The sequence below is a fragment of the Neobacillus sp. D3-1R genome (assembly GCF_052180215.1).
Lineage (GTDB): Bacteria > Bacillota > Bacilli > Bacillales > Cytobacillaceae > Pseudoneobacillus.
Map to the genome: position 1 here is coordinate 3,564,485 of NZ_CP197471.1, position 16,720 is coordinate 3,581,204.

The window sequence follows — 16,720 nt, forward strand, 5'->3', positions numbered from 1 at the left end:
TACTATTTCTTCTTAAGATAAAAAAAGGACTAACTGGTATTACCCAATTAGCCGCCTTTTTATCAAAATCTTAAACCCAAGCAGCTCCTACAATAATAAGTAGGATAAATAATACAACGATTAGAACAAATCCACCGCCGTAACCGCCACCGTAGCCATAGCCACCATATCCACAGCCATATCCAAATCCTCCGAACATAACGTACACCTCCTTTAAAATATAGGAAAACGTCTCCCTTTAATATATGAAGCACACAAAAATTGGTTTGGGTCATTTTGATTTTTTTATCAACAAAAAAACCCTTCTACTCAAAGGGCTTCAAAAATAAATTATTTTGTTATTTGGTATGAATGGATTAATTCATCTAACGCTTGACTACACTGCAGAACATTTGGGTTTGTATATCCATATTGATGAGCCAATTCTATCATTTCTATTCGCATTTCTTCAATCTTCCTTACAAGAGTATCTACGTATGTTTGCAAATTGGATGCCCTCATTTCATATAGTACTGCAGTAATATTTATTAATTTTAATTTATTGTTAAATAATAAGAAATACAAGTAGTTTTTGTAAAAAAAAATAATTGGTAGATTCTCGGTTTAATTTATAGTGTTTACCAAGGAAATACTCCCTCTCTGCGTAAATCAATAAGAAGACGAAAAAGGTAAAGATGAGCCATTTACCTTTCAAGTATAAATCCTCCTTACTATTATTTTCTGATTTTTCTAATTATATACTCTTAAATAAAATGAGGAAACTAAAAAGTATTACAATAGTACTAATATTTTTTTGTTACTTATCTTTTAAAGATATCGCTGTTTGACCATACTGTGTAAAGAACTTTTACCCGAGGTGGTACAGATGCATCATGCTTTATATTCCTTTTTTTTGCGTTTTCCACAGTTATTAAGAATTTTCTTTATAGCAGCTACCATTATTCTTCTTTTTGGAGGCATTATTCATTTTGTAGAACCCAAAACCTTCCCTACTTTTTTTGATGGAATTTGGTGGGCTATTATTACCGTTTCAACGACAGGATATGGAGACCTTGTTCCCCACTCTACCTTAGGAAGAGTGGTTGGAATTATTCTGATATTTCTTGGTGCTGGTTTCATTTCTTCCTATTTTTTTAGCCTTGCCTCAACGGCGATTTCAAAACAAAATCAATTTTCAGAGGGAAAGCTCGCCTTTCATGGAAAGGATCATTTAATTGTTATTGGTTGGAATGATAGGACAAGACATATTGTGGAGACACTCTTTGATCGAGAAAATGAAAACTGTATCGTATTAATTGATGAAAGTCTGTCTGAAAATCCTATGTCTAGTAAAATCAATCATTTTATTAGAGGACGCGCATCTCTGGACGAGGTATTGTTAAAGGCGAATATTCATTTGGCCAAGAATATTCTTATCACCGCAGACCAGCATAAGGATGAAATACAGGCAGATATGAGTAGTATTTTGACGCTTCTTTCGGTGAAGGGACTTTGCCCCAATTTACCTTGTATAATCGAAATACTTACTACCGATCAAATAAAAAATGCCATCAGAGCTGGAGCCGATACCATTATAGAAACAAACCAAATCGTAAGCAAAGAAATCATCGAAAAACTTCACCACTTTAAAGCGCCGGGGGTCTGACCCCCGGCGCTTTAAAGTGGTGAAATCTATAGTGTTTGTTCTAATTCTTTTACGAGTGATTTTCCTAAATCGATATATTTATCAGGAAAACTAGCGTCTTTGTCCTGAGGCTCCTGAAACTGGTTAAAGGTTGCAGACGCATTACCAATTTCTGCATGGTCATCTATTCCTATTTGATACTTATGAGATAGCAAAAATGGTTTTTCCAATTCAACGGTACAATTTCTAGCATCAAGCTGCCCATCAATCGCTTTAAATGGAATACGTAAAAATTGATAGCCAACCTCATCATCTATCTTGTAATCAAATGAACCATGATCGTAATCCCAGTTTCCGCCAATCGTATACCCTAATGGTTTTAAAATTTGTTCAAGCTTAAATAAATCATATTTTTTGCCTTCAATGGATGATTCAATTTCAATCATTCGAATTCCCTCATTTCCCTTTTTTATATAGTTTCTCCAGAGCTTAATAATTCATGAGTAAAATATAAAAAGAGTGCGGAAACAATAATGCTCCGCACTCCCTTTTATGTTTATTTTAAGCGTTTTTCTAATTCTGCTTTCTTTTCTTCGAAACCTGGTTTTCCTAGAAGCGCAAACATATTCACTTTATAAGCTTCTACACCTGGTTGATCAAACGGATTTACTCCTAATAAATATCCGCTCATTGCACATGCTTTTTCAAAGAAATAAACAAGATATCCAAATGTGTACTCATCCATTTTTGGAATAGACACAATTAAATTTGGAACGCCACCATCTGTATGAGCTAATAAAGTGCCCTCAAAAGCTTTATTATTAACAAAATCAATAGTTTGACCAGCTAAATAATTTAATCCATCTAAATCACTTTCGGCTTTTTCTAAAGTTAATTCATGACGAGGGGTTTCAACTTTAATGATTGTCTCAAACAAGTCCCGACGTCCTTCTTGAACATATTGTCCCATTGAATGTAAGTCAGTCGAGAAATTAGCTGATGCAGGGAATATACCTTTTTGATCCTTTCCTTCACTCTCTCCGAATAATTGCTTCCACCACTCGGAGAAATATTGAAGACCAGGTTCATAGTTAATCAGCATTTCGATCGTTTTACCTCTGTTATATAAAGCATTTCGAACAGCCGCATATTGGTATGCGATATTATCTTCAAGCTCAGAAGCGCTTAAATCCTCTTGGGCTTGCGCTGCTCCATTCATCATTTCTTCAATGTTTGCTCCACTCACTGCAATCGGTAACAATCCAACAGCTGTTAAAACCGAGTAACGTCCACCCACATCATCAGCGATAACAAATGATTCATACCCTTCTTCATTAGCCAAAGTTTTTAATGCACCTCTAGCTTTATCTGTAGTCGCATAAATACGTTTACGCGCTTCCTCCACCCCATATTTTTCTTCTAAAAGCTTACGGAAAATACGGAAGGCGATAGCAGGTTCAGTAGTTGTACCTGATTTTGAGATTACATTAATGGAAAAATCCTTTCCATCTAACAGGTCCATTAAATCCTTCATATAAGTGGAGCTTATGTTATTACCAACAAAAAGGACTTGTGGTGTTTTACGTTTTTCTTTTGGAAGTGCATTATAGAAGCTATGCTGAAGCATTTCTATGGCCGCACGAGCACCTAAATAAGAACCACCAATTCCGATCACTAATAAAATATCAGAATCAGACTTTATTTTTTCAGCTGCTTTTTGAATTCGTGAAAACTCTTCACGGTCATATTCAGTAGGAAGTTCAATCCATCCTAAAAAATCACTGCCAGCCCCAGTTTTTTCATGTAAAGAGTGGTGAGCCACTTTTACAAAATCGCGTAGGTATGTAAGTTCATGTTCTCCAAAGAAAGTTAAAGCCTTTGAGTAATCGAAGCGAACGTGTGTCATGTATGATCCTCCGTTTGTTTTAGTTTCATTTATCACTTTATACAAACTAGAAATGATAATCAAGGTCGATACCTACTGTAAGCGTATCCAATTATGAGCAATTTTCTACATTTGCCACCGAGATTCTTTTGGCAAGCGGCTAGCGTGAAATTGACAGCCAAGATTTAACAGCCCCTATAAAAAATAAATGCCCCACTTCGCAAGGAAATGGGGCAACTCCATCTTAAAGTGAAGCCCGATAAATAGCTAAAACATCTTCACGGTTCAATTGATTAAAATTACCAAATTCACCATTCACCATTGCTTTATCGGCCATAAGTTCGATTTGGCTATCATCAATATCATAATCCTTTAGAGTACTCGGTGCTCCAATGCTGGTCCAGAATTGACGAAGTTTTTCGATACCCTCTAAACCAACTTCTTCATCTGATTTACCTGTTGGGTCCACATCAAACACTCTTACAGCTAACTGTTTAAAGCGGCCAGGATTTACTTTAAGATTATGCTTCATCCAATTTGGGAATAGAATCGCTAAACCGCCACCATGAGGGATATCATATACCGCCGAAACCGCATGCTCAATATTATGTGTAGCCCAATCTCCACGGTAACCCATTTGAAGCATACCATTAAGGGCAATAGTTCCACTATAAAGAATGGTTTCGCGAAGCTCATAGTTTTCTAAATCATTCACAAGTTTTGGAGCAGCTTCCATGACCGTTCTTAATGTTGACTCACATAAACGGTCCTGTAACGGTGTATTTTCTACGTTATGGAAATATTGTTCAAATACATGGGACATCATGTCAACCATTCCATAAATCGTTTGATTTTTTGGAACGGTAAAAGTATTAGTTGGGTCAAGAACTGAAAATTTCGGGAAGGTAGCAGGGCTTCCCCAACCGTACTTTTCTTTTGTTTCCCAGTTAGTAATAACAGAGCCTGAATTCATTTCAGATCCTGTAGCAGCTAAAGTTAAAACTGTTCCAAATGGCAGTGCTTCTTTGGCAAACGCCTTTTTAATAACTAAATCCCAAGCATCTCCATCATATTTTGCACCAGCAGCAATTAGTTTCGTACAGTCAATAACACTGCCTCCACCTACCGCAAGAATGAATTCAATGCCGTTTTCCTTACAAATCTCTATACCTTTTCGAGCTGTGGAAATACGTGGATTTGGTTCTACACCGGCTAGTTCAAAAACTTTTGCACCCATTTCATTTAAGGTAGCCATCACTTGATCGTATAAACCACTGCGTTTAATACTACCTCCACCATAAACAACCAATACCTTGTTCCCATATTGAGGGATTTCATTTTTTATTTCTGCTAATTGCCCTTTACCAAAAATTAATTTGGTGGGATTCCAATATGTAAAGTTTTGCATCATGATCACTCTCCTTAACCTTTATTATGAAAGATAAAAAATTATTTTGCAAAAAGACTGCACTATAATTTTTACAAAAAATTATTCGTTCATGCATAAAAAAAAGAAAATGAATCACTCTATTAATGAATCCATTTTTTAAGGAGGAATATAAGTGAGTACAATTCAACGAATTGCACTAGTTTTAACCATTATTGGGGCTATAAATTGGGGTTTAGTCGGATTCTTTGGATTTAATTTAGTGGAAGCAATCTTTGGTGACAACGCACTAACTAGAATCATTTATGGGCTTGTTGGCCTAGCTGGTCTCATCAATATTGGCCTTCTTTTTGTTCATAGAGAAGAACGCGAACGTGTTCCTGAAGCAGAAGTACGCTAATATTGAAATCTCATCATACAAGAAAAATCCTTGCAGGAATGACCTGCAAGGATTTTTTGCACTATACCCAGCCTCTGTAACGAGAAGCTTCTGACATTTTTCGAACACCGACCATATAAGCAGCTAATCGCATGTTTACATTGCGCTGTTCGGCCGTTTCATAAACATTATTAAACGATTTTACAAGAACTTTTCGAAGCTTATCGTTCACTTCTTCTTCAGTCCAGTAATAACCTTGGTTATTTTGAACCCATTCAAAATAAGATACGGTTACACCGCCAGAGCTTGCCAAAACATCAGGAACAAGAAGGATACCACGTTCAGAAAGAATTTTTGTTGCTTCTAATGTAGTTGGACCATTCGCTGCTTCAACTACAATCGAAGCTTTAATATTATGAGCATTTTTAGCTGTAATTTGGCTTGAAATAGCCGCAGGTACTAGAATATCGCAATCAAGCTCTAAAAGCTCAGCATTTGTTATGGTATTTTCAAAAAGAGTCGTAACGGTACCAAAGCTGTCACGGCGGTCTAATAAGTAATCGATATCTAATCCATCCTCATTGTATAAAGCACCGTATGCATCTGAAATACCAATAACTTTTGCACCTGCATCATGCATGAATTTTGCTAGGAAACTACCTGCATTTCCAAATCCTTGTACGACAACACGAGCACCTTTAATTTCAATGCCACGTTTTTTTGCCGCTTCTTCAATACAGATGACTACACCTTGTGCCGTTGCTTTTTCACGACCTTGTGAACCACCTAGTACAAGCGGTTTGCCTGTAATAAACCCTGGAGAATCGTATTCACGTAGACGACTATATTCATCCATCATCCAAGCCATAATTTGAGAATTGGTATAAACATCTGGAGCTGGAATGTCTTTAGTTGGCCCCACTATTTGGCTAATAGCACGAACGTAGCCGCGGCTTAGACGCTCTAGTTCACCCATAGACATAGTGCGAGGATCACAAATGATTCCGCCTTTTCCTCCTCCATATGGTAAATCAACAATTCCGCATTTCAAACTCATCCACATGGATAAAGCCTTCACTTCTTCTTCATCCACTTCTGGATGGAAACGAACTCCACCCTTAGTTGGTCCTACAGCATCATTATGCTGTGCCCGGTAACCTGTAAAAATTTTAACAGAACCATCATCCATACGAACTGGAATTCTGACTGTTAACATTCTTAAAGGTTCCTTCAACAGTTCATACATCTCATCTGTATAACCAAGTTTGTTTAATGCTTCATTGATGACTACTTGAGTAGATGTTAATAAATTCAATGATTCTTCTGATTGTTGTTCTTTCTGATTAGTTACCCCAATTGTTCCCATAATGGCACCTCGTTGTCCCATAATAATATTATCCTAATATATTTATTATAGAGGATATTTCCTCATATTTACATACCTATTTTGAGAGAACTTTATGAATTCGTTCGATTGCCCAGTCAAGTTCCTCTTGTGTAATCACTAATGGTGGGGCAAAACGAATAACTGTATCATGTGTTTCTTTACACAATAAACCTTCTTCTTTTAACTCTTCACAGTATTTTCTAGCTGGTTCAAGAAGTTCGATCCCGATAAAAAGACCACGGCCGCGAACTTCTTTTATCATCGGATTTTGAATTTCTTTTAGCTTATTAACAAAATATTCTCCTAACTGTAGAGAACGTTCAGCCAAATTTTCTTCAACTAAAACGTCAAGGGCAGCTATGGATACAGCACAAGCCATTGGATTTCCACCGAATGTAGAACCATGTGACCCTGGGTTGAAAACACCTAGAACATCTTTATTGGCTACTACACAAGAAATAGGGAAAACTCCACCACCTAGCGCTTTACCTAAAATATACATATCCGGATCTACATTTTCCCACTCGCAAGCAAACATTTTACCTGAGCGTCCTAAACCTGCTTGGATTTCATCGGCAATAAATAGAACATTCTTTTCTTTACATAAATTAGATGCAGCTTTTAAGAAACCTTCTTGAGGGATGACGATTCCTGCTTCACCTTGAATTGGTTCGATAAGGAATGCTGCTGTATTTGGTGTGATCGCTGCTTTTAACGCATCTAAATCACCATATGGAATTAACTTAATTCCAGGAAGTAATGGTCCAAATCCACGCTTATATTCAGGGTCAGAAGATAAAGAAACCGCCCCCATCGTACGACCGTGGAAGTTCCCGATACAAGCAATAATTTCAGCTTGATTATCTTCTACTCCTTTTACATCGTAAGCCCAGCGACGAGCTGTTTTGATAGCCGTTTCAACAGCTTCAGCACCAGTGTTCATTGGAAGAGCCATTTCCTTATTCGTAAGTTTACAGATTTTTTCATACCATGGTCCTAATTGATCATTATGAAAGGCGCGGGAAGTTAACGTTACACGGTCAGCTTGATCTTTTAAAGCTTGAATGATCTTTGGATGACGGTGTCCTTGGTTAACAGCTGAATAGGCACTTAACATATCCATATATTTTTGACCTTCTGGATCCATTACCCATACACCTTCCGCCTCAGAAATAACAATCGGCAGGGGATGATAGTTATTAGCTCCAAACTTGTCAGTTTGTTCAATAATAGATGTCGACTTCATAGATTGTGTCATAACACTTAATTCCTCCATTTCCTTTAGTGCATTAACGTACCGGGGGTCAGACCCCCGGTACAGTGACGCGTTAAAGCGACGGGGGCCTTACCCCTGGTCCTTTAACGTGTTAAATTAATTAGTACATTTCTGATGTTGTTTTTGCTTGCATGTGTAGTAATAGGTAGTCTGGACCGCCCGCTTTAGAATCTGTACCAGACATGTTGAAGCCACCGAATGGTTGGTAGCCCACGATTGCACCTGTACATCCACGGTTGAAGTATAGGTTACCAACATGGAAGTCTTCACGTGCTTGCTCGATCTTAGCTCGGTTGCGAGTAATAACCGCACCTGTTAAGCCGTATTCTGTATTATTCGCAATCTCAATCGCATGATCGAAGTCACGAGCTTTACATATACCAACAACTGGTCCGAAGATTTCTTCTTGCATGATGCGAGCTTGTGGATCAAGGTCCGCAATAACAGTAGGTTGGATGAAATAACCTTTAGAGTTATCTCCTTCTCCACCCGCTACTAGGCGTCCTTCACCTTTACCGATTTCAATGTATTCCATGATTTTGTTGAAAGCACTTTGGTCAATAACAGGACCCATGAAGGTTTCTTGCTTTTCTGGGTTACCTAACGTTTTTTCCTTAGTTAATTCAACGACACGGTTTAATACTTGATCATACACATCTTCCACGATAACTGCACGAGAACATGCAGAACATTTTTGACCGGAGAAACCAAAAGCAGAAGCAACGATCGATTGAGCCGCTAATTCTAAATCAGCCTCATTATCCACAACGATCGTATCCTTACCACCCATTTCAGCGATCACACGCTTCAACCAGATTTGACCTTCGTTTAATTTAGACGCACGTTCAAAAATACGAAGACCTACATCACGAGAACCTGTGAACGAGATAAAACGTGTATCTTTATGATCAACTAAGTAGTCACCAACTTCTGCACCGCTACCAGGAACGAAGTTCAGAACTCCCTTCGGAAGACCTGCTTCTTCCATTACTTCTACAAACTTAGCCGCTACAATTGGAGTAGTAGAAGCTGGCTTTAGAAGGACAGTGTTTCCTGTTACAATCGCTGCTACAGTTGTACCAGCCATGATTGCAAACGGGAAGTTCCAAGGAGAAATGATGATTCCTACTCCTAATGGGATATAGTCATAACGGTTAAATTCATTTGGACGGCTTTGTACGGGCACACCCTCTTTAATTTTAAGCATTTGACGACCATAGAATTCTAGGAAGTCAATCGCTTCAGCTGTATCTGCATCTGCTTCATTCCAAGGCTTACCTGCTTCTTTTGTTAAAAGAGCAGAAAACTCATGCTTACGACGGCGAATTAACGTGGCTGCCTTAAATAACACATCAGCACGTGTTTCCGGCTTTACCTTTTTCCATGTTTTAAACGCTTCAACCGCTGCTTGCATCGCCTTTTCAGCTAGCTCGCGGTTTGCTTTTGAAACACGGCCAATTAATTCTTCTTTATTACTTGGATTATATGAAGCAATTTTTTCTTCAGTTGTAATATACTCTCCACCGATTACCAATGGATAATCTTGACCTAAATAGCTTTCTACTGTTTCTAAACCTTTTACATAATCATGGCGATTTGTTTCGTCCGCAAAGTTAGTAAACGGCTCGTGCTTATACGGTTGTACCATTAAAAATCCCCCTCTAAAAGATCCTTTTTGCTCACCATTCTTTATTATTGCAAGATTCGTGCCAATTTAAAGAACCTTAATCAATCCAATTTTTAAAAAGAAATAAGCAAAAAATATTTGCACTTTTGAACATTACCTCTATCATCATGCAAAAAAATATTGCACCCTTATTTTTTTTCCTCTAAGATAGTACGAGTAAGCCTATTAAAAGGAGACATTCTATGAATTCTCAACCTAAATCAAACGAATTTTTAATAAATAAAATTTACCAGAAAGTTTTAGATGAAATTGATATTGGTATTCATGTTGTAAATACTGAAGGTAAAACCATTATCTATAATAAAAAAATGATGGAAATTGAGAGCATGGAGATAGAGGATGTTCTAAATAAAAATTTACTAGACGTTTTCTCATTTGACCAAAATAGTTATAGCACTTTAATAGAAGCCTTGCATCATAGAAAGGTCATTCAAAATGTGAAGCAAAAGTATTACAACAATAAAGGCAAAGAAATCACGACCATTAATAATACCTTTCCAATCATTGATCAGGATGTTCAGTTAGGGGCTGTTGAAATTGCAAGAGATGTTACGAAGTATGAGCGATTATTAAGAGAAAACCTGCTAAAAAAAGGTGACACCAAATATACCTTTGAAAGTATTATTGGAAGTAGTCCTAACATTCAAGAAGTGATTGAGGCAAGTAAACGTGCCACTCGAACAAATTCTTCTATATTAATTATTGGTGAGACTGGGACGGGAAAAGAACTGTTTGCACAAAGTATTCATAACGGAAGCTTACGCGCACCCAAACCTTTTATTTCTCAAAATTGTGCCGCATTGCCTGATAGTCTTATTGAAGGTATTTTATTTGGAACGAAAAAGGGAGCATTTACCGGTTCGATCGAACGCCCTGGTCTTTTTGAACAAGCAGATGGCGGAACCCTACTACTGGATGAAATCAATTCTTTAAATCCAAATCTCCAAGCAAAGCTGCTAAGAGTATTGCAAGAAAAATCGGTACGAAGAGTCGGAGATACAAAGGATAGAGAAGTAAATGTTCGAATCATCGCGACCATAAATGAAGACCCGATCGATGCTATAGCCGAGGGACGCTTAAGAAAGGATTTATATTATCGATTAAGCGTTGTATCCTTATTTATCCCACCATTAAAAGAACGGAAGCAGGATATTAAGGAATTAGCACAATTTTTCATTGAAAAATATAATCATCTTTTTGCCATGAATGTGAAAACCATTAGTGAAGAAGTGATTCAAATGCTACATGATTATGATTGGCCGGGAAATGTTCGAGAGCTAGAGCATATTATTGAAGGCTCGATGAATTTAATGGAGCATGAAGAGGTTATTTCTTACTCTTGCCTGCCCATTCAATTTCGTAAAAAACCACAATTCCAAGTGGAAACACCTAAACATATCGAACTTGAGGACTTATTCCAACAAAAAGGGAAGCCAATTAAACCGTTGGAACAATATATGGAAGAAGCCGAAACATTTTATTTAAAAAAAGCTCTTCAACAGCATGATTTTAATATATCTAAAACGGCAAAAGCGCTTGGGATGAGCAGGCAAAATTTGCAGTACCGAATGAAAAAATGGCATATCAAAAAGTCTTAAACCAATATTCTTGACCATATGAAAAGAGCGGGAAAGTACCCGCTCTTCTTTTTTTACTTTTTAATTAATTCATCACTTTGAGATTGGTCGATCCATTCTTGAAGCTTATCTTTTAATGTGTTAAAGCCTTGTTCCATTTCTGATTCCGTTTTGATTGGAACTGGACGTTTACGAGGTTGTTTCTTTACTTTTTCAATTGGATTTACTGGTGGTTCTTCTGTCGCACGGATAGATAATCCAATTTTCCCTGCCTCTTCATCTACGGAGAGAACCTTAACTTTTACTTCATCGCCCACTTTTAGATGATTATGGATATCCTTTACAAAACCATGAGTAATTTCTGAGATATGAACTAAACCTTGGTTTGTTTCATCCAATGCAATAAAAGCACCATACGGTTGAAGACCTGTTACTTTCCCCGTTACTACACTGCCTACTTCGATTTTTTCTGACATGCAAACACTCCTAATTTCTATTTTTATTTATCCTGTATATACGCAATTAAAAATTATATCATATGAACAGGTTAATTACAAAGAGACTGTCTTGAACGAGAATATAACCTATAATTTCTACTACCCATAATAGAAAAATCAATGTATGATGGAAAGATATATTTATAAAGGAGACCTTATATTTATGAAGCAACAAGAACAATGGACATCTAAGATTGGCTTTATACTTGCTGCTGCCGGTTCCGCAATCGGTCTAGGTGCGATCTGGAAATTCCCTTATATGACTGGAACAAACGGCGGTGGACTATTTTTACTATTATTCTTAATTTTAACTACTTTAATTGGAGCTCCCATCTTAATTGCCGAATTCATTATCGGTAGAAGATCACAAAAGGATGCTGTCCGCGCCTATCGACAGCTAGCTCCGAAAACTCCATGGTACCTCCTGGGATATATGGGGGTTGCTACTTCATTTGTTCTCTTGTCTTTTTATAGTGTGGTTGGCGGTTGGATTCTTTCTTATTTATATCGCAGTTTAACAGGAAGCCTTTCAGGTCTTTCTCAACAAGAATACGGCCAATTATTTGAAAAAATTATTTCGAATCCAATCGAAGTGGTAATCGCCCAATTTATCTTTATGGTTTTAACAATTTGGGTCGTCCAAGGCGGGGTACAAAAAGGGATTGAGCGGGCAAGCCGCTATATGATGCCAGCGTTGTTTATTTTATTTATCGTTTTATTAATTCGTTCTGTCACACTCGAAGGTGCATGGAAGGGGATTGAATTTTTTCTTAAACCTAATTTTTCTGAAATGACTGGTGAAACGATTTTGCTTGCACTAGGACAATCCTTCTTTGCATTAAGTGTTGGTATTTCCGTTATGGTCACCTATGCTTCCTATTTATCCAAATCCGAAAATTTAACTAAGTCAGCTGTTTCTGTAGTCATATTAAACATATTGATTTCTATCCTTGCAGGGCTTGTAATTTTCCCAGCTGTATTTGCTCTTGGTTTTGAGCCTGGCGCTGGACCTGGTTTAGTATTTGTTGTCTTACCGGCTGTATTTAATGAAATGGCATTTGGAGGATTCTTTTTAGTTATTTTCTTAATATTACTCTTATTTGCCACATTAACTTCCGCTTTTTCCATCTTAGAAATTGTGGTTGCAGCTATTGCCAAAGAGCAAACGGAAAAACGCCGCATTATTTCTTGGAATTCAGGGCTTCTCATTTTTCTAGTAGGTATACCAAGCGCACTATCCTTCGGCATTCTATCCGATGTAAAATTTTTTGGTAAGTCTTTTTTTGATCTTGCAGATTATCTTTGCAGTAACCTAGCGCTTCCTTTAGGCGCCTTGTTTATATCGTTATTTGTTGGATACAAAATGCCAAGACAAATGGTTAAAGAGGAGCTGAATACTGGCTCCACTGGCTTAGGAGTTCTTTTTGATATTTGGTATTTTTCTATACGGTATATCGTTCCAGTTGCCATTTTAGCTGTGTTCCTGCATTCTCTTAATCTGTTCTAAACATTTTTGTTTTTAAAAAATAATACCTACTTGAAGAAGCTTTAATGAAATGTTCAAAAAATAGCCTCTAAATTAGGACCAAAAGAGTTAAAATAAAAGAAAAAGGTCTAAAGGAGTGGTTCGTTTGGCTTCAGTAGGTGAAAATATCAAGATGTGCCGTGAAAGAAGAGAGCTAAATCAAGAGGATTTAGCACTTAAAATCCGAGTAGGTACCAAAACGATTGAAAGATATGAATCAGGGGAACAGGTCCCAGATATGAATACCATCTTAAAACTTTCAACCGTTCTGGATGTTCCAGCATCTGAAATATCGGAGTAAGCTCATTTGCGTATTTCTAAAAATTATCTCCCTTATAGGTTTAGAAAGGGAAAAAATTGGATAGGATATGAACATAAGGCTTTCTAGTATTCCCCCCCTTTTTGAAGAGGACAAACCGAGGAAGATTTTCTTCCGATTATGGTCTGTCCTCTTTTTTTTGTCTCCTTATTTCGAAAGACTTTCAACAAACTTTCTAATTCTCTTTAGTGCTCCCTGAAGCTGTTCCATTGAGGATGCATAAGAACAGCGGACATACCCTTCTCCACTTTCACCAAAAACATTACCAGGTACTACCGCAACCTTCTCTTGTAACAGAAGCTTTTCAGCAAATTCTTCTGAAGTTAAACCTGTACTTTTGACAGATGGGAAGGCATAAAAAGCTCCGCCTGGTATATGACAGGTTAATCCAATCTCATTTAAGGATTGAACAAAAAAGTTTCTTCTTTGCCTGTAGCTTTTTTTCATTTCTTCTACATCATCCCGACCATTTTTTAATGCTTCAAGAGCAGCAAATTGCGCCATAGTCGGAGCACACATCATGGCATACTGATGGATTTTTAACATCGCTTGGGTTATTTCAGCTGGTGCACATACAAATCCTAAGCGCCAACCCGTCATAGCAAACCCTTTCGAAAAACCGGAAATTAAGATCGTTTGTTCTTTCATTCCTTGAATAGTAGGAAAACTTGTATAAGCCTCATCATATACAAGCTCCGCATATATTTCATCGGAAAGAACAATTAAATCATGTTTTTTAACCACCTTCGCTATTTCTTCAAGGTCACTTTTATTTAACAAGGTACCGGTGGGATTATTCGGAGAGCACAGCATGATTGCCTTAGTACGAGAAGAGATATTCTCTTCTATTTGTGAAGGCAATATTTTAAATTCTTTTTCATGACTTGCCTGAATGGCAATCGGAGTCCCCCCTGCTAAACTAACCAGCGGGCCATAAGAAACAAAGCTAGGCTCAATGATTATCACTTCATCACCAGGATTTAATATGGCCCTTAAGGCAATATCGATAGCCTGGCTAGCTCCAACTGTCACAATGATGTCGTTCTCTGCTGAGTAAGATATATGAAAATGTCGATCTAAATAGCGCGAGATTTCTTTTCTTAATTCGTGTAAACCAGCATTTGCTGTATAGGACGTATAACCTTGTTCAAGTGAAAGTATGGCCGCTTCTCTAACAGACCATGAAGTAACAAAGTCGGGCTCACCTACCCCTAAAGAAATAACTCCTTCCATGCCAGCGGCTAAATCGAAGAAACGTCTGATTCCGGAAGGCTTTAACTGTTCGACTGTTTTTGATAGATAGGATTTCATTACGTTCATTATGGTGACACCACGATTCGTTTGTCTTCATCATTTGGATCAAAAATAGTACCGTCGTGTTTGTATTTTTTTAAGATAAAATGAGTCGTAGTCGAAATGACAGACTCTAAAGTCGATAGTTTTTCTGAAACAAAACGTGCTACTTCATTCATCGTAAGCCCTTCAATAATAACCGATAGATCGTAGGCGCCTGATATTAAATAAACAGACTGCACCTCTTTAAAACGGTAGATTCTTTCGGCCACCTCATCAAAGCCAACCCCACGCTTCGGTGTTACCTTTACATCTATCATGGCCGTTACCCTATCGTGGCCATCTACTTTGGTCCAGTCAATAATCGAGGTATACCTTAAGATGATCTTTTCTTTTTCTAGTTTTTTCATGATTGTTCCAATTTTCTCGACCGAAAGATTGGTCATCTTGGCCATATCTTCTTTGTTCAATAAGCTATTTTTCTCCACTATTTCTAATACTTCCATTTCCTCATTCGAAAGCTTCATGATGAATCCCCCTTTAACTATGTACGATAAGGATTTTATTTTTTCCTATTTTGCGAAATTAAAGACATTTAAGAGGAATTTACTAGAAAATGTGTGAGGGTGTAAATTTTGGGAAAAATAAATCTATGGCTATACATTTTGATTTAGAAGGAGGAAGGCTATGGAGCATACCTTAGAAAAGAGTCATTTTGAGATGGACCAAATCCATGTTTATTACGAGCTATTTAATCATCCAACTTCTGAAAAAACAGTAGTTCTTCTACATGGTTTTCTTTCTTCGACTTTTAGTTATCGACGATTAATCCCTTTACTTTGTGAAGATTTTAATGTCATTACCATTGATCTTCCCCCCTTTGGGAAAAGTGGAAAAACAACGTATTATTCTTACTCCTATCAAAATCTTGCTTTAACTGTTATTCGACTGGTTGAAAAACTAGGAAAGAAAAACGTTACCCTTATCGGACATTCTATGGGTGGGCAAATTTCATTAAATATTTGTTATCAAAGACCTGATTTGATTGAGAAATGCATTTTGTTGTGCAGCTCTGGTTATTTAAAACGGTCTAAACCCTATTTAATAGCGTCTAGCTATATCCCCTTTTTTTATCTGTATGTGAAGTTTTGGCTTGCTCGTTCAGGCGTTAGGAAAAACCTGCAGAATGTCGTTTATGATCATAAAATGATTGATGATGAAATGTTATATGGGTACTTACAGCCTTTTATCGAGGATAATGAGATTTTCAAAGCTTTAACCAAGATGATTCGAGATCGCGAGGGGGATTTATCTTCCGCTCAGCTTCAAACAATTGAAACTCCTAGCCTGTTAATTTGGGGAGAGCATGATAAAGTTGTACCCGTTCAAATAGGGAAAAAGTTAAACAGAGATTTAAAAAGTTCAGAACTAATCATATTGAAGGATACAGGCCACTTAGTACCTGAAGAACGACCAGAAGAGGTATTAAACCACATCAAAAAATTTCTTCAACCTAAAAACACAACACCTTTAACACATTAAAGCAGTGGGGGTCTGACCCCCACTGCTTTAATGTGTTAAAGTGAGCAGCTTCCTTGGTTTTTGATGTTTAGTAGTTCGGCTGCTATTTTTTTACAGTTTTCTATTGGTATTAGTTGTTCAAAGGAAAATTCGTATATTTGTTGAATTTTATCTGCGAGGTTGATGACATCATCTGATGTATGTACAGCTTGTACGACATCGGCAATTTCAGTTTCATATTGACCAAACCCTAAGCCAAACGGGTCCCACTCATTTAGAACTATGACAAGTCTTATATGCATTTCTTGAATTTCCACGTTGATCACCTTTTCATTTTCACTTAAGCTTTTTCATTTTACCATG

General features: G+C 37.2%; 16 protein-coding genes and 2 pseudogenes. 6 read left to right on the forward strand and 12 right to left on the reverse strand.

The window, feature by feature from the left end; genetic code table 11:
- Positions 1 to 70: 70 nt before the first annotated feature.
- Positions 71 to 148: pseudogene (locus ACSBPO_RS18330) on the reverse strand (YjcZ family sporulation protein); the annotation flags it as partial.
- A gap of 182 nt (positions 149 to 330) precedes the next feature.
- Positions 331 to 486 carry a Spo0E family sporulation regulatory protein-aspartic acid phosphatase gene (locus ACSBPO_RS18335; RefSeq protein WP_442595817.1) on the reverse strand — a complete coding sequence of 52 codons (156 nt, stop codon included), beginning with the start codon at positions 484 to 486 and terminating at the stop codon, positions 331 to 333.
- A gap of 379 nt (positions 487 to 865) precedes the next feature.
- Here ACSBPO_RS18335 and ACSBPO_RS18340 point away from each other — a divergent pair, with 379 nt between their 5' ends.
- Positions 866 to 1,645: an ion channel gene (locus ACSBPO_RS18340; RefSeq protein WP_442595818.1), complete on the forward strand. Its 780-nt coding sequence runs from the start codon at positions 866 to 868 to the stop codon at positions 1,643 to 1,645.
- A 26-nt stretch (positions 1,646 to 1,671) separates the two neighbouring features.
- Here ACSBPO_RS18340 and ACSBPO_RS18345 read toward each other — a convergent pair whose 3' ends face one another.
- The 3 genes from ACSBPO_RS18345 to ACSBPO_RS18355 all read right to left on the reverse strand — a co-directional run bounded on the left by ACSBPO_RS18345 (position 1,672) and on the right by ACSBPO_RS18355 (position 4,917).
- Complete coding sequence (locus tag ACSBPO_RS18345; RefSeq protein ID WP_442595820.1) at positions 1,672 to 2,070, reverse strand: YugN-like family protein; 399 nt, start codon at positions 2,068 to 2,070, stop codon at positions 1,672 to 1,674.
- A 110-nt stretch (positions 2,071 to 2,180) separates the two neighbouring features.
- Entirely contained in the window at positions 2,181 to 3,530 is a 1,350-nt protein-coding gene (locus ACSBPO_RS18350) for a glucose-6-phosphate isomerase (RefSeq protein WP_442595822.1), read from the reverse strand.
- Between the two features lie 223 nt (positions 3,531 to 3,753).
- Positions 3,754 to 4,917: an iron-containing alcohol dehydrogenase gene (locus ACSBPO_RS18355; protein WP_442600404.1), complete on the reverse strand. Its 1,164-nt coding sequence runs from the start codon at positions 4,915 to 4,917 to the stop codon at positions 3,754 to 3,756.
- Positions 4,918 to 5,071: 154 nt separating this feature from the next.
- Here ACSBPO_RS18355 and ACSBPO_RS18360 point away from each other — a divergent pair, with 154 nt between their 5' ends.
- Positions 5,072 to 5,296 (forward strand): DUF378 domain-containing protein, encoded by a 225-nt coding sequence (locus ACSBPO_RS18360; RefSeq protein ID WP_442595824.1) that lies wholly within the window; start codon positions 5,072 to 5,074, stop codon positions 5,294 to 5,296.
- Between the two features lie 61 nt (positions 5,297 to 5,357).
- Here ACSBPO_RS18360 and ACSBPO_RS18365 read toward each other — a convergent pair whose 3' ends face one another.
- The 3 genes from ACSBPO_RS18365 to pruA all read right to left on the reverse strand — a co-directional run bounded on the left by ACSBPO_RS18365 (position 5,358) and on the right by pruA (position 9,586).
- The gene (locus tag ACSBPO_RS18365; protein ID WP_442600405.1) at positions 5,358 to 6,641 is read right to left on the reverse strand and encodes a Glu/Leu/Phe/Val family dehydrogenase; all 1,284 of its coding nucleotides are present in this window, start codon (positions 6,639 to 6,641) and stop codon (positions 5,358 to 5,360) included.
- A gap of 76 nt (positions 6,642 to 6,717) precedes the next feature.
- Complete coding sequence (locus tag ACSBPO_RS18370) at positions 6,718 to 7,920, reverse strand: ornithine--oxo-acid transaminase (protein WP_442595826.1); 1,203 nt, start codon at positions 7,918 to 7,920, stop codon at positions 6,718 to 6,720.
- A gap of 118 nt (positions 7,921 to 8,038) precedes the next feature.
- Entirely contained in the window at positions 8,039 to 9,586 is a 1,548-nt protein-coding gene (gene pruA, locus ACSBPO_RS18375; RefSeq protein WP_442595828.1) for an L-glutamate gamma-semialdehyde dehydrogenase, read from the reverse strand.
- 221 nt (positions 9,587 to 9,807) lie between these two features.
- On the opposite strand from pruA, the gene ACSBPO_RS18380 reads away from it, so the two are divergent.
- The gene (locus ACSBPO_RS18380) at positions 9,808 to 11,223 is read left to right on the forward strand and encodes a sigma-54 interaction domain-containing protein (protein WP_442595830.1); all 1,416 of its coding nucleotides are present in this window, start codon (positions 9,808 to 9,810) and stop codon (positions 11,221 to 11,223) included.
- A gap of 53 nt (positions 11,224 to 11,276) precedes the next feature.
- Here ACSBPO_RS18380 and yugI read toward each other — a convergent pair whose 3' ends face one another.
- Entirely contained in the window at positions 11,277 to 11,678 is a 402-nt protein-coding gene (gene yugI, locus ACSBPO_RS18385; protein WP_442595832.1) for a S1 domain-containing post-transcriptional regulator GSP13, read from the reverse strand.
- 184 nt (positions 11,679 to 11,862) lie between these two features.
- Between yugI and ACSBPO_RS18390 the strand changes: the two genes are divergently transcribed.
- Both ACSBPO_RS18390 and ACSBPO_RS18395 read left to right on the forward strand, forming a co-directional pair.
- A complete protein-coding gene (locus ACSBPO_RS18390) occupies positions 11,863 to 13,206 on the forward strand; it encodes a sodium-dependent transporter (RefSeq protein WP_442595834.1) in 1,344 nt (447 codons plus the stop codon).
- Between the two features lie 124 nt (positions 13,207 to 13,330).
- Positions 13,331 to 13,522: pseudogene (locus ACSBPO_RS18395) on the forward strand (helix-turn-helix transcriptional regulator); the annotation flags it as partial.
- A gap of 168 nt (positions 13,523 to 13,690) precedes the next feature.
- On the opposite strand, the gene ACSBPO_RS18400 reads toward ACSBPO_RS18395, so the two are convergent.
- Positions 13,691 to 14,854 (reverse strand): aminotransferase, encoded by a 1,164-nt coding sequence (locus tag ACSBPO_RS18400; RefSeq protein ID WP_442600406.1) that lies wholly within the window; start codon positions 14,852 to 14,854, stop codon positions 13,691 to 13,693.
- Positions 14,855 to 14,862: 8 nt separating this feature from the next.
- On the reverse strand, positions 14,863 to 15,363 hold the full coding sequence (locus ACSBPO_RS18405; protein ID WP_442595836.1) for an Lrp/AsnC family transcriptional regulator: 501 nt from the start codon (positions 15,361 to 15,363) through the stop codon (positions 14,863 to 14,865).
- A gap of 160 nt (positions 15,364 to 15,523) precedes the next feature.
- Here ACSBPO_RS18405 and ACSBPO_RS18410 point away from each other — a divergent pair, with 160 nt between their 5' ends.
- Positions 15,524 to 16,378, forward strand: a complete 855-nt coding sequence (locus ACSBPO_RS18410; protein ID WP_442595838.1) for an alpha/beta fold hydrolase — start codon at positions 15,524 to 15,526, stop codon at positions 16,376 to 16,378.
- 35 nt (positions 16,379 to 16,413) lie between these two features.
- On the opposite strand, the gene ACSBPO_RS18415 is transcribed toward ACSBPO_RS18410, so the two are convergent.
- Positions 16,414 to 16,674 (reverse strand): DUF1871 family protein, encoded by a 261-nt coding sequence (locus tag ACSBPO_RS18415; RefSeq protein WP_442595840.1) that lies wholly within the window; start codon positions 16,672 to 16,674, stop codon positions 16,414 to 16,416.
- Positions 16,675 to 16,720 lie beyond the last annotated feature (46 nt).

Coding starts and splice junctions, on each gene's coding strand:
- ACSBPO_RS18355 (WP_442600404.1), bottom strand. CDS start 4,917: ATGCAAAACTTTACATATTGGAATCCCACCAAATTAATTTTTGGTAAA.
- ACSBPO_RS18365 (WP_442600405.1), bottom strand. CDS start 6,641: ATGGGAACAATTGGGGTAACTAATCAGAAAGAACAACAATCAGAAGAA.
- ACSBPO_RS18410 (WP_442595838.1), top strand. CDS start 15,524: ATGGAGCATACCTTAGAAAAGAGTCATTTTGAGATGGACCAAATCCAT.
- ACSBPO_RS18345 (WP_442595820.1), bottom strand. CDS start 2,070: ATGATTGAAATTGAATCATCCATTGAAGGCAAAAAATATGATTTATTT.
- ACSBPO_RS18405 (WP_442595836.1), bottom strand. CDS start 15,363: ATGAAGCTTTCGAATGAGGAAATGGAAGTATTAGAAATAGTGGAGAAA.
- yugI (WP_442595832.1), bottom strand. CDS start 11,678: ATGTCAGAAAAAATCGAAGTAGGCAGTGTAGTAACGGGGAAAGTAACA.
- ACSBPO_RS18380 (WP_442595830.1), top strand. CDS start 9,808: ATGAATTCTCAACCTAAATCAAACGAATTTTTAATAAATAAAATTTAC.
- ACSBPO_RS18350 (WP_442595822.1), bottom strand. CDS start 3,530: ATGACACACGTTCGCTTCGATTACTCAAAGGCTTTAACTTTCTTTGGA.
- ACSBPO_RS18400 (WP_442600406.1), bottom strand. CDS start 14,854: ATGAAATCCTATCTATCAAAAACAGTCGAACAGTTAAAGCCTTCCGGA.
- ACSBPO_RS18390 (WP_442595834.1), top strand. CDS start 11,863: ATGAAGCAACAAGAACAATGGACATCTAAGATTGGCTTTATACTTGCT.
- ACSBPO_RS18370 (WP_442595826.1), bottom strand. CDS start 7,920: ATGACACAATCTATGAAGTCGACATCTATTATTGAACAAACTGACAAG.
- ACSBPO_RS18340 (WP_442595818.1), top strand. CDS start 866: ATGCATCATGCTTTATATTCCTTTTTTTTGCGTTTTCCACAGTTATTA.
- pruA (WP_442595828.1), bottom strand. CDS start 9,586: ATGGTACAACCGTATAAGCACGAGCCGTTTACTAACTTTGCGGACGAA.